Source organism: Psychrobacter sp. 16-MNA-CIBAN-0192 (genome assembly GCF_040309565.1).
In the GTDB taxonomy this organism is placed as follows: Bacteria; Pseudomonadota; Gammaproteobacteria; order Pseudomonadales; family Moraxellaceae; genus Psychrobacter.
Genome location: NZ_JBEOOX010000005.1, coordinates 41,531 through 55,450 on the forward strand (window position 1 = coordinate 41,531; position 13,920 = coordinate 55,450).

General features: G+C 42.2%; 8 protein-coding genes. 2 read left to right on the forward strand and 6 right to left on the reverse strand.

What is annotated here, in order from left to right; genetic code table 11:
• Positions 1 to 401: 401 nt before the first annotated feature.
• Positions 402 to 1,880, reverse strand: coding sequence for a peptidylprolyl isomerase (locus tag AAEY78_RS05865; RefSeq protein ID WP_352338113.1), 1,479 nt, complete (start codon positions 1,878 to 1,880; stop codon positions 402 to 404).
• A gap of 254 nt (positions 1,881 to 2,134) precedes the next feature.
• The gene (locus AAEY78_RS05870) at positions 2,135 to 4,993 is read right to left on the reverse strand and encodes an LPS-assembly protein LptD (protein ID WP_502943694.1); all 2,859 of its coding nucleotides are present in this window, start codon (positions 4,991 to 4,993) and stop codon (positions 2,135 to 2,137) included.
• Between the two features lie 728 nt (positions 4,994 to 5,721).
• On the opposite strand from AAEY78_RS05870, the gene AAEY78_RS05875 reads away from it, so the two are divergent.
• Together AAEY78_RS05875 and murU are read left to right on the forward strand one after the other, a co-directional pair.
• Positions 5,722 to 6,864, forward strand: a complete 1,143-nt coding sequence (locus AAEY78_RS05875; RefSeq protein ID WP_502943695.1) for an aminoglycoside phosphotransferase family protein — start codon at positions 5,722 to 5,724, stop codon at positions 6,862 to 6,864.
• An 84-nt stretch (positions 6,865 to 6,948) separates the two neighbouring features.
• Positions 6,949 to 7,677 carry an N-acetylmuramate alpha-1-phosphate uridylyltransferase MurU gene (gene murU, locus AAEY78_RS05880; protein ID WP_352338117.1) on the forward strand — a complete coding sequence of 243 codons (729 nt, stop codon included), beginning with the start codon at positions 6,949 to 6,951 and terminating at the stop codon, positions 7,675 to 7,677.
• 113 nt (positions 7,678 to 7,790) lie between these two features.
• Here the strand turns inward: murU and AAEY78_RS05885 are convergent, their stop codons facing one another.
• From AAEY78_RS05885 to AAEY78_RS05900, 4 genes are all read right to left on the reverse strand, one after another.
• Entirely contained in the window at positions 7,791 to 7,907 is a 117-nt protein-coding gene (locus AAEY78_RS05885; protein WP_352338119.1) for a DUF2474 domain-containing protein, read from the reverse strand.
• Between the two features lie 61 nt (positions 7,908 to 7,968).
• Positions 7,969 to 8,985 (reverse strand): cytochrome d ubiquinol oxidase subunit II, encoded by a 1,017-nt coding sequence (gene cydB / locus AAEY78_RS05890; protein WP_352338121.1) that lies wholly within the window; start codon positions 8,983 to 8,985, stop codon positions 7,969 to 7,971.
• Positions 8,985 to 10,508, reverse strand: a complete 1,524-nt coding sequence (locus AAEY78_RS05895; protein WP_352338399.1) for a cytochrome ubiquinol oxidase subunit I — start codon at positions 10,506 to 10,508, stop codon at positions 8,985 to 8,987. Before AAEY78_RS05895 ends, cydB begins: the two co-directional genes overlap by 1 nt.
• 760 nt (positions 10,509 to 11,268) lie before the next feature.
• Positions 11,269 to 13,731, reverse strand: coding sequence for an esterase/lipase family protein (locus AAEY78_RS05900; RefSeq protein ID WP_352338122.1), 2,463 nt, complete (start codon positions 13,729 to 13,731; stop codon positions 11,269 to 11,271).
• Positions 13,732 to 13,920: the final 189 nt, after the last annotated feature.

A 13,920-nucleotide genomic window follows, 5' to 3' on the forward strand; every position in this document is an offset into this window, starting at 1 on the left:
CCTTATAATACCCTCATCAGCACAAGGATAAGTATGGATGCAGTGTTGAGAGCATGGCTATATCAATGAATAAGCTAAAATCACTTTGGATTTGATGTGGATATGTTGTATGACTTAGAACAAGTCATCAAGGAAGATAACTAACAATAATAATATGAAGCGTCAAAAGCCCGAACCAATCGCCCTAGGTTCGGGCTTTTTATTTTTTTAATAATAAATTGTCAGTAATCATGGAGCTACAAGTACAACTGTACTAATAATAAATCATAAAGAGCAAGTGCTTAAAAACCAATACTTTTTACAAGATTAACATTCTAAGTTGATAGTAAGAAAAACGGAGCCTATAAGAATATAAGCTCCGTTTTTCTTAATTTACTGCATTATTTATATAAGATTATCTGCTATTCAAATACTTTAATATAAGCGCCAGCGCGTAACTCTTGCAGCCAATCTTCTTGCGCTTGCGGGGCTAGGCGCTGATATAACGCTTGTTTTGCCATTGCACGGCGAGATTGCTCGCTCACATCATGTTGACGTTTGCCTTCAACCTTTAGAATATGCCAGCCAAATTGTGTCTTAAAGGGTGCTGAATAATCACCAACTGCGGTATTTTTCATCACCGCTTCAAACGGTCCAATCATATCTGCTTCGCTAACCCAATCTAAATCACCACCGCGTCCTGCTGAACCGGGATCATCTGAATAAGTCGCTGCAAGTCCAGCAAAGTCTGCGCCTTGGCGCAATTGGCTGTATAAATCATTGATTTTCTGTTCAGCAAGGGCGTCAGTCTGTAGCTCATCGACTTTAATCAAAATATGACGGGTATGCCACTGCGGAATAATAGTGGTGTCGCTTGATTTTTTATTGGCAAGTTTGACGATATCAATTCCTTCAGGGGTCACCAGTGGGGCGCTAACGGCACCAACAGCGAGCTTGGTAATCTCACTGGCAAGCTCTGTCGGTAATGCTGAGGCTTTATGAAAGCCCATATCACCACCTTGCAGTTCGATAGGGTAGCTGCCGCGCGCACTGGCAATGGCTGCGGCAACGTCGACATTATCCGCTTGTAATTTTGTACGTAAAGTCTGGGCAACTTTCAAGGCTGTTGCGCGCTGGGCATCTGACAAGCGGCTGTAATCATCAATGTACGGCACGCGCACATGAATGGTTTGATATTCAGTTTGATTGAGACGTTTGGCTTCAGGTGAGGCTAAAAAAGCATCGATATCTTGCTCACTGATACGCACGCGATTAGATATTTGGCGCTGTTGTAAAGCTTGAATAGCAGCATCTTCAATCAATTGAGCACGAAAAGCAGCATAGCTACCCGCCTTATTGCTGTCCAAACGCTGCTGCAGCGCTGTTAAGCTGCTCAAACCTTGTGCTTGTGCTATCTGTGCTAAGCGCTGATTAATGGCTGCTTCGTCAGGCTTTAGTCCCATACGATTGATCAGCGATAATTGTAGCTCACGTAAAATTAGCGAGTTCAGCACTTCAGACTGTAACTGAGGTGAGTTGCTTAATGGTTGCCCAGCGGCTTGAGCACGTGCTTGCGTTTGGGCAATTGCTGCCATCAAATCACTTTTTAAAATAGCATTATCATTCACTAACGCTAGAATACCGTCTGTACTATTAGTAGGCGTCAAGCGGTTATTGATGCTTTGAGTAGTAGGCGTCAAGCGGTTATTGATGCTTTGAGTATTGGTGCTTTGAGTATCGGCACTCTGATTGCCTGTTGCCACAGTATTTTGGGCGACAACAGTTTTAGCTGGCTGTTTAACCGTGGCCGCATGGGCGCTAACGCTAAAAACAAGACCTGTGCTCATGCCAATGGCGACAAGTACCGAACGGTGGGTCTGGTGTAAAGAAAAAAATCTCATGATGCTCCTCATCAATATCATTACACTGGAAGCTAGTTAATCAACCAAGCTTACCTAATTGTAATGATATTGTGCGTAATATAGTAATGTAAATGTTCATTAGCGCTGTGCACGCAAAACGTTTGGATAAAAAGGTTTTGTATGATTCTAAAAAGAATGATTCTAAAAATACTTAAATAAAAGTATTTAAATTTTTGCCAGTTAGATGGTTTTATTGATTGCACCACATTTTTACTGGCAAAATAATATATTTACTAATCTTTCCATGCAGTTTGTACTGGCTCAAACCCTAATACTTTATCTGATAGCAAACGCGTCAAGCGACTGCTGCCACTGCCTAAGCCATTAAGTCTAATCTCTGCCATAATCGCTTGCGTCGGTTTGTCATTGACATTTAAGTCATTGTAATAACGGCGACCATAAACTGCAAAACCAAAGCAGCAATCTTCATAATCAATACCGACTAAGGAATCAAGTACCTTGTTATCGCGGTAATCATATTGCCCTTGTGCCAACACTCGCCAGTTATTATTAACTGGGAAAATAGCAGAGGCAGTTAATGCTGATAATGGCAGCTGATTGGTATTATTATCTAGCTGGCGTTTGACAAAGCCCACGTTAAACAAACTGTTTTCTGATGGCTGATAACGCAGCTCAGTGGTAATAAAGTTTAAATCATACCTATTATTAAAGGCACCACTGACATCGACCCAGACATTATTATAAGGCTGGGCGCTGGCGTTCCATACCATGCCAGAAGAAGAGGAATTAAAGACTGGCTTTTGATCCTCTAAAGTAACGCGTCCATCATTGACATAAAACTGCTCCGCAATGCTACCATCGAAACGTGTCACGCCCGTTGCGTCGATGTAACGATAGTTAACCCCTGGGGTAAAGGCATGCAAATCTTGCAAGCGATCGTGACCCAAAAACCAGCTGTCCGAAAATAACTGCTCATAGTTGATAGAGGCAATACGGGTATTAAAGTTGGGAATGTCGTTTTGGTCTTTATACGGTGAATAGGTATATTTTAAGCGCGGGCTAAGCAGTTGATAGCCGCCCATCGTGTCATCAAATGCGCCAAACGGAGAGCCGGGACGATAAAAATATAGACCGGCATCAATACTGGCTTGCGGTACAAATACAGACTGGCTGCCGTCTTCTTTATTGAGCTCATTATCCTCTAAGCTGTCTTGGTCGTACGAGGTATATAGATGCTGTAGGCTCACTTTAGGCTTAACATAACCCCATGCTGATTCGATTGGATAGGCAGCGCTTAACTTGTTATAAACCCGTATACCGCTTTTTTCATCTTCTGAACCATCATCGATAGACTTCTTAAAATAAGCCGAATCATGCACACCCGTAATGTCGAATTTCTCTGCCCACGGTAGGCGATAGTTTAAGGTCAGCTGCGGCAGGCGTGAATAAGGCTTGTCTTTATCTTGAAGGGCATCTCCTTCATTAGTAAAAGCATCAAGGGTCTGGAACGTTTCAACCTTTAGCTCACCATCGACATAATCATTGTAATAATTTAGACGGGCGCGACGAGGCAGGTTTAATGTATTGTCAGACAATCCCAATGTATCAAAATCATTGAGGTAGTCAGAGTCGGAGACATAACTGTATTTGGCATCGCCACTCAGGCGTGGGATATTCTTAGATGCCCAGTAATGGTCATAAAAAAAGCTGCTACGATTTTCGCCATCATACTCTTTATCGCTTGGTAAATAGGAGCCGTTAAAGATACCTTCGCCATAGCTTTCAGTTAAATAGCGGAACTCACCAGAGAGCATGGGATTACGATTGGTATAAACGTGAGTGTTAATTGTCGCATCGTAGTTGGGCGCTAAATTTAGATAATAAGGAATATCGACTTCAAGCCCACTTTTGCTACCAATACTGGCACTTGGCAGTAAGAATCCGCTGCTGCGGCGACTGTCGATCGGGAAGTTAAAATAGGGCAGGTAAAATACGGGAATATCGGCAATTCGGAAAGTAGTATCGTAAGCTTTGCCACGTCCAGTATCGGTATCTAAGTCGATACTTTTGGCTTCTAATTGCCATTTACGGTCTGTGGGCGGGCAGGTGCTAAACATGACATTGTCCAGCTCATACTGGCTTTCATTAGGACGATTTAGACGTTTGGCATAGCCATGCGCTTGCAATGGTACGCTGGCAAAAGCCACGCCATAAGCCGTTGACTGACCCGTTTCAGTGCTATAAGCCAAACTGTCCGCGACGCCAATTAAACCGCCTTGTGAGGTTTTTTCAACAAGCGAGGTATTGCGATTGCCACGTGCATCTTGGCTAGTATTTAATCTACTATTTAAGTTGCCATTACCCGTGTTATTAACGGCTTGATTGGTAAATAGCACTTTACCCTGCGCCCCCGCCACGCCAGTCGTGAGATCCAGCACGATTTTATCCGCTTCTATATGCTGAGAGCCTTGGTCAATAATGACATTGCCAGACAGCTCAGCATAATCGACATTGTCATAATATCCGTAATCGGATTCCGAAAATAGCGGTGCTTGATTATTAGGAATACCGTTAGGCGTTGGATAGCCGTTTTCAGCAATAGCACGCTGATAATTGGGGTTGCTGTTAGGATAAACCCATTGACCCTCACAGCGCTGGGCACTATCTATCGAGCTGGCTGCGGATCTAGGCAGTAGATTTAAGGTTGTGCCTGTTTTTGGAATTGTCTGTGCATTATGAAAACTGTTGCCAGTATTGTTATTGTCTGTGTTATTGCCAGCATTATTTTGATTGTTATCAGACTCACTTTTACTTGGTTTTAATGCGTAAAATTCTGCTAGGCGCGTTAAGCTTTCTTGAATACTCTCGTCGCTAACATTGATACGGCTGTTATCGATGGCAGGGTCGGAGGTTGCCCCTTGTGCCAAGCGCGTTTTTCTACGTTTGGTTGCACTGCCACTGTCACTATTAATCTCGGTAGACAGTAATTTGGGTGTCACGTTATTAGCCGTAATTTTGCTAATCGCCACTTTATTGTTAGCATTAGCGTTAGCAGCAGTATTAATATCTGACAGCGGCCCAGCACTTCCATTATTTCGCTCATTAATTGCGGTGATATTCTCTGGAAGCATTTCGTCAATAAGGTTAGGCTCAAAGTCAGCATTAGCATCACTGACACTATTATTAACCTGATCATTAACAGTTTTTAAAGACGTATTAGCGTGAGGCGCATTCGTCTGAACGGTGGCGGCTTTATCTTTCGTCATACCACTACTGGGCGTGATGACTGATTGGCTCGTTTTTATATCAAGGCTAGCTTGGGCGCTAATCGCTGTGACGCCAGTCAAGCTTAAGGCACCAAATAAAATCAAACGGATGCTTTGGTAAAGCGGAGAATATAACAAGGGCACACCTATGATTGCAGAGCCTAATGGGCACGCTGGAGTTTGATTGATATGACTATTATGACGATAAAAAAATCGTATTAATAGCAAAATAATGGCATCAAACCACCAGCGCACGAGCATAATCCGGCATATGATAATAACTGACGATTACTTTTAAATACTTATTAATAATGTTCGCTAAAAAAGGGTATTCATTGGCTTATGTTTATATAAAGCTATATCTAACTGGTAGTAATGACTTATCATAGTCAAAAAAAGTCAAATCAGCTACACTATTCAGTAAAATTTATCACTAAGCCACGCGTTTGTATCTTCTTAACCTGATAAGTAGAAATTTAATCCGCTATAAAAGGGATAAAAAGCATTAACCTGCTGCTATGATGGGTTATTTTACCAACTATTTGTCTGATTTATTACCTTTTTAATGATTGACCTCTCTTTCCTTATTTGCGATGCCTTTTATGACTCATCAAACCTTATCACTACCTGACGTGACTGCCAATTGTATCGACCTGCGTGAGGAAGAATTACGAAATTGGCTGGCGCAAGTTTTTGTGAACCAACCCTTTACCCTTGAGGGCTTACCCGGTGATGCCAGTGCTCGTCGTTACCACCGTATTCAGCTGGTAGCTGATAATGCGGATAATACGACAAAAATAGCGCGTTATATTGTCATGGATTCTGCTGACGAGCAAGATGCGATGCAGCAGTTTATTAATGTGGCAACGTTGATGTCGCACGCGATAAATGTACCAGAACTTATCGCGCAAGATATTGAAAAAGGCTTTTTGGTATTGCAAGATTTTGGCGCGGTAGAGTTCGCTCATCTATTGGTTGGTGCGACCTCTGGACAAGTGAATGATTATTATCAATCTGCGATGCAGACTTTAGTGGCACTGCAACAGATACCGGTAAAGACGGCAAAATCTCAATATCAATTGCCTGTTTATGATACTGAACTGCTTAACCGTGAAATGAACTTATTTAGCGAATGGTTTATTCCACATATTGGCGTGACACTTGATAAAGCCTTGTGGGAAAATCTAAAATCAGCCTTGATAGAAGAGATTTTATTGCAGCCACAAGTCATCGTTCATCGGGATTATCACAGTCGCAATCTAATGCAAGATCAGGCAGAAAATACGCGTTTAGGGGTGATTGACTTTCAAGATGCCGTGATTGGCGCGCACAGCTATGACTTGGTGTCACTACTGCGTGATGCGTATGTTGAATGGTCAGAGCCGCAAGTGACGCAGTGGATTCATGACTTTTGGCAACTGCAAAAACAAGCAGAGTTATTAACAACAGACAGTGCTGAGCAGTTTGAAAATCAGGTCAATATCATGGGCGTACAGCGACATCTAAAAGTGCTGGGTATTTTTATCCGGCTTTATGAGCGCGATGGTAAAAGTCGTTATCTAGCGGATATCCCTAAAGTGATGCGTGATTTACTATTTGAATTGGATTGGCTAGGCAGTCAAATAAATACGCAAGGCAATGCGCGCCTGCAACAAGCTGTGCTACCTTTTAATGAATGGGTAAGAGAGCATGTATTGCCAGCTTATCAAACCAAGTTTGTGCAGCAATATATTTAACGCTAATACGTTTAATGTCGATATCTTTAAAACTATTGTTAAACAGTCGCCTCTTATAAATTTCGCCAAGAATAAGGATTATTTATGTCGGTAATAACTCAAGCCATGATTTTGGCAGCAGGTAAGGGCACACGCCTGCGTCCATTGACCTTAGAGACGCCAAAACCGTTGGTGGAAGTGGGCGGTCAGCCGCTTATTGTTTGGCATATTAAAGCGCTACAAGCGGCTGGTATTACCGACATTACCATTAATGCTTCTTGGTTGGCTGATAAGTTGATGAATGCGCTTGGTGATGGCGCGCAGTTTGGCGTACAGCTGCATTGGTCACTTGAAGAAGATGAGCCGTTAGAGACAGCTGGCGGTATTTTTCAAGCGTTACAAACCGGAAAGTTAAAAGACGCACCGTTTATATTGGTCAACTCTGACGTGTGGACGTTGTTTGATTTTACTAAGCTGACCACTTATGAGCTAAGCGCAGACCAACGCGCCCATTTATTATTGATTGATAATCCTGAGCATAATAATGGTGGCGACTTTGCTGTTAATAATGGTTTGGCAAGCGAGCAAGCCATTGGTGAAGCCGATAAATATACCTTTGCTGGTATCAGTGTTGTGTCGCCACGATTGGTCGATGGCTTGGTATCAGGTCAATCTGCTGCTTTAGCGCCTTTACTCAAACAGGCTATGATAAAATTTCAAGTGACCGCAGAAGTCATAACGGATAATTGGATTGATGTAGGTACGCCTGAGCGTTTAGAGCAGATAAATAGCTTTATAGAAACCAAAGGCGCAGGCATGCATAAAGGTGCCTAAATAACACTTTGTACACTATTTAATATTTGTACTAAAAATAAAAGCCGATAAAAAACCGCAGCCCTAATTAATTAGCGCTGCGGTTTTTTATTAATAGCGAACGGGTTAGATAGTTACACACCCATTGCCAATTTAATTAGCTGCGCAATGGTAAAAATCGTTAAAAAACCTGCAAGATATAAGCCGATAAACCATGCCCATTGCGACTGCTTTTGACTAAGATTTTTCATGATATTCTCCCGAAAAATATCCTTTAGAAAACTTAGGATATAAAATGCTGCTTAATAACTATTAATACATGTGCTCGTGATCGGTTTTACCTTTGAACGTATAGTAGGCAAACGCGGTATAGCTCAAAATAATCGGTAGCATAATACCAGCACCAATCAGCATAAACGACAGTGAAGTATCCGCAGCTGCTGCCTCATAAATCGTCATTTGATACGGCACGATATAAGGGAATAATGCAAAACACACACCAATATAACCCATCAAAAACAGCGCGACGGTCAATAAGAATGGACGATATTCACGCTCACCACTTAAGTCTTTACGCATAAGGAAAAATAATGCCACGACAATAATTGGCATTGGCGCAAGATATAATAAACCTGGGAAACTAAACCAGCCTTTAAGCGCTTCAATCCCTGAGAAATACATAAAGGCAGTGACGACAATCATCGCGACTACTAGCGCTGACAACATCCAACCCGACACTTTACGCGCCCAAACTTGCAGCTTATGCTCAGTTTTGATAATTAACCATGTGGAGCCTAGTAGCGCATAACCGATAATGAGGGCGATACCGCAAACTACAGAGAATGGCGTGAGCCAGTCAAAAGGACCACCGCTATATAAGCGATTGCTCGCCTCCAGCCCTTGTACCAAAGCTCCAAGCATAATGCCTTGGAAGAAGGTAGCAACCACAGAGCCAATAAAGAAAAAAGTATCCCATACATAGCGATGTGAGGTTGCTTTAAAACGGAACTCAAATGCCACGCCGCGCATAATCAAACCGAATAGCATAAAGGTCACTGGCAAATAAAGCCCTGTCATAATGATGCCATAGGCGACTGGGAAGGCGGCAAATAAGCCGCCACCGCCCAATACCAACCAAGTCTCATTACCATCCCAAAAAGGCGCAATAGAGTTCATCATACGGCTACGGTTTTTATCGGAGCCGGCAAATGGGAATAAAATACCGCAGCCCAAATCAAAGCCATCAAGTAACACATAAACGAAGACAGCTAGGGCAATTAAACCGCCCCAAATGAGGGGTAAATCTAATACGTCACCAAAGTTAAACATTAGCGTAACCCTCCATCTTCGACGTCATCGGCAGGTTTATCCAAATCTTTTACTGAATTATCTTTAGCTGAACTGTCTTCAGTTGGGTTTGATTCCATATTCTCACTGGCATTACTATCGCCACTTAACGTACGACCTTGACCTTCAGTAATAGAATGCTCATAGAAGTTATCGTCAGCAGGATTCTCATACGGCTGTGGACCTTTTGCAATCAAGCTTAGGATATAAAAACTGCCTGCACCAAATACAAAGACATATAGCACGATAAAGCCAATCAGTGTCGTTGCCACTTGTTGTGCCGCAACCGGAGACATGCTTTCAGCCGTTCGAATCACGCCATACACTGTCCACGGCTGACGCCCAGTTTCGGTCACGAACCAACCAGCTAGTAGGGCGATAAAACCCATCGGCGTCATCAACATCCATAAGCGGTGGAACCAGATACTATCAGAGTTAAATTGCTGTTTTTTAAAGTACTTATACAGACTAAACAGTCCAACCAACACCATAAGCATACCAATGGCAACCATAATACGAAACGCCCAAAAGACAACGGGAACAAATGGTCGGTCTTCTGGTGCCCAGTTTTTGAGCCCTTTTACTTCTTTATCAAATGAGTGGGTTAAAATTAAACCGGATACATAAGGTATTTTAACTTCATAGTGGTTTTTCTCTGCTTTTTGGTCTGGAATACCAAATAATACCAGTGCAGCCCCGCGCTCATTTTCCCACAGCCCTTCCATCGCTGCGACTTTAACAGGCTGATGCTCTAGCGTATTAAGCCCATGCATATCGCCGATTAATACTTGTGCTGGCGCCACAAAAATCGCCATCACCATCGCCATACCGAGCATGACACGACCATGTTTGCGGTGCTCAACATGTTTTTTAGATTGTAGATAATACGCACCGATGCCGCCGATAACAAAGGCCGTCGTCAAGAAAGCTGCGGTCATCATATGGGCATAGCGGTAAGGAAATGATGGGTTAAAGATAATTTCTAACCAATTAGTAGGGTAAAGTAGACCGTCAGCGCCCACCATAAAGCCTTGTGGTGTTTGCATAAAGCTGTTGGCAGCTAAAATCCAAAAACCTGATATCAGCGTACCGATTGCAACAATCGCTGTTGCAGCAAGATGCATACGTTTACTGACGCGACCCCAACCAAAGAGCATAATCCCTAAGAACGATGCTTCTAAGAAAAAGGCGGTTAACACTTCATAGGCGAGTAGTGGACCTAATACGTTCCCCGCTTTATCGGAGAATACTGCCCAGTTTGTGCCGAATTGGTAGGACATCACCACGCCCGATACCACGCCCATACCAAACACGACGGCAAATATTTTTACCCAGTGTTTATAGACTTCAGCATAAATAGGTTCACCGGTTTTAAGCCAGCGAAATTCTAAAACGGTTAAAAAGCTGGCAAGTCCGATAGAAAAAGCCGGAAACACAATGTGCCATGAAATAACAAAAGCGAACTGGATACGCGCAAGCATCAGCGCATCAAGTTGGTCAATCATAAACGTAGCGAACATAAGCGGTTACCCTTATCTGTTAGCCAACTGGCGCTATATTCCATGAGACGCTCAGATAATTGTCCATCATATTATTGTATTTCAGACAATGCGCTGAAAATAAGTTCAACAATATAACGGATAATAGCCAACTATTATTGAGCGGTAAATGTACATTGGCTAAGGATTCTCATATAAGGGACTCTTTAGCTAAATTGAATAATTTATATCCATATAAACTATTAAACATTTATTAATTAAATCGCAAATACATATCATTTAAAGTTCATATATTATGCGCCACACCTAGCACGTGCGCAACAAACCTCTTATAAACATTTTGTACCTAATGGTCACTATAATTTGACGAAAATCTACAGCCATAAATTGAAAAGCTAATTTTTATTAGCAATTATTGTTTAATTTAATTTACCAATAGATTGTAGTGCTCCACTGAATCATGCATTATTTAATATAAAAATTGACAGCATAAAACCATATAAAGCTTTATTTGATTTTTAATCACAGTCTCAACTTGCTTATAACGTTATCTTTACGAATGAATGTCTCATTGTGTAGTCATTAAATGGTGTCCAAGTCATATTGTATTGCTAGGCTAAATCTAATTTGTCCTGAGATGTATGAATTTACGAGTGTTCGTAATTTTTCAGTAGGTAAAATAAGCCCATTAATCGCTTGTCATTCCCGTTTTAGAGGTATGCGATTAATGGGCTTATATGATTAAGAAGTGAGATTCAAACAAGATTTATTGTTTAAGTTGACGGTGCAAAATGCGTCGTAAGGTAAGAATGGTTTGCGGGTTGGCTTGGATACTATGACCGCCACTAATAACCGTCTCTGTTGCAGCGCCGTCCAGATGAGCGCTGGTATAAGGCACGATGCCATCTGACAGGCGTTCAGTGAGCGCTTGGCTGATATCTTCATTTACTGTAACAGCCGCAACGAGTGGCTCGTCTTTAATTTCGTCTCTATTCTCTTCACTATCTGCGGTTAATGCTTTGGACAAATCAATTTTTGCGCCATTTGGCTGCATTTGTGCCAAACCTTTGGTGATATCTGAGTCGTTATTGGCAATAATAGAGTGAAAAGTAATGCGCTTATTGATAGCGATGTCTTTGGTAAGCTGAATAAACGAAGATTTGTTGCTTAATTGACTGGCACCATTTTGCAGATATAACGCGCCTAAGGGATTATTTGCTAATTCCCCTTGAGTGGCAATGGTTGCCAAATTATCAGTAACCGTTTTAACCACACTTAACGGCAGATAAATAATACGGCGCAGAGCACGAGTAAACCAGCGGTCAGCGTAATCTGTTCCTTGAAATGGAGCGGATAAAAAGACGGCAGTATCCACTTGGGGCAAAGTTTGTAGCTTAAAGCGCATACTCAGCTCGTCACCACCAAAGGCTTGGGTAAGGCTCTTAGCAATTTCACGCTTATTGGCATTGGTTAGTAAATCCTGATCCTCAAGTGTGCTTAATTTATTGGCTAAATTATCATCAGAGAGCATCATGCGGGTAATGATAGCGCCCATGCTATGACTGATAATCACACTGTTTTTGCTGGCGCGATTTTGTCCACTCGGGTCGGTTTGCTGATAAGTGGCAGTGAGTAACTTTTGAATTTGATAACGATTTTCTAAAATTGGCAAGTTGGTGGGATAAAATATTTGCCATACTTGATAGTTATCGCGCAGCTTATCATCATTAAAAATATCGTTGGTCAAATTAACCCACGTTGCTGGGCTAGAGGCGAGACCATGTATCATCACCAATACTCTCTTATTGGGGTCATAAGGTTCAAGCATAAAGAGTTTCGGTAAACTGGCTTCTTGTCGACGCGTTAATAAACTTAAATAACCGACCCCATCAAGCTGATTTTCTGCCAGCCATAGTCCGTATCCCGCCGAAAAGTTCGCAGCCAATTGATAATCATCACCTAAAATATTCACACTTTCACTACGATAAGGGTTGTATAAATGAATGTCGAGCTGCCGACTGCCAAGCACATCAAGTACGCTTTCACCGTCAGGGATAATCAAACCAGTCATTAATAAATGTCCGGTTGGATAAATGCGGGCGCTGGTCTCGCTATCATCCATACTGCCATTGCTGGCAGCTTTGGATAACTTGCCTGACAGTGACGACACCAATAATTGCCGTATAGTAGTGGTATAACGATCATCAAGTGAGGCGACCAAACTGACCCCAAGACCGGGGCGTTTACTGATAGAGTTCAGCCCTGATAAACGCAGCTCATAAGTTGAAACCAAATCGGCTAATGCCGAAGCTTGTTTTTGTGCGTTCTGCAGATAGTTATTTTCATTAGGCAGATGGATATTAAGCTGATGATTGTCCATTTGCATGGTCATGACCTTAATTTGATCGGTCGGCTTACCACGCAGCGCGGTCGCATTAGCAAGCGTTGCCTGTGCATTATCTTCCAGCGTCTGGACGGGTGGCATATAGGTCACTTTAATATCCGCGGTCTTGCCCAGCATTTTATTATTATTGTCTTTGGATTCATATAACTGAGTGATGACATCATTACTGGCAGCGTTATAAATATCTTGGGTTTGAATATCAAGGTCATCAGGAATACGATTTGGCTTCTGACGTCTGGCTTCTTTTGCCTCAGCGCCATCAAAATCATGATCTAATTGGTCATAAAATAAATAGGTATAACTGGATTTAATCGCATCAAATAGCCGCGCTTGGTAGGTATTAATACAGACTTCGGTATTTTGGCGCTGAGACTCTGATTCTGTTTTGGTTAAACTGGCATTGGCATAATAAGGGTCGATAGGTGGGCGTGCTAGTGCATCCCGGCAGTCGGGCGTAATTGCTAATTGTTTGGCTTTGGCGTAATGCAACTCAGCAAAGATGGCGAGCGCCGAGCGGTAATGCTTATTGAGCATACTATCAGTCAGCTGATCTAAGCATAAATCAAATTGCTGCAGACAAGCTTGCTCATTCAAACCTGCTGATAATAGGGTCGATGCCGTATCACTACTTAGCGTGTTCCCCGTCACAATATTGCCACGCTGCGCCGCAATGGTTTTGGAGGAGGCTTGCTTATTTACAGAGACCGTACTACACGCAGTCATCATTAGCGCCATTGCCACAGCTATGAATGTTGCAATGACATTGACATTTGGCTTAATAGGGGTAGCTGCAATGCTAGCCGTGACACAGCGGACAGACGCCATAAGAGTCTCAGTGAAGGGTAGTTAAAAGGGAATAGGAGAGCTTAGATATGAAAATATATAAATTTAAAATAGGCAGCTGGAAAAATATTAAAACATAAAAAAACGCCATCATTTTATGAGTATATCTTACCTCACAAAACAATGACGCTTAACAGCATTTTTATATCATTAGCAAATATTATTTATGCC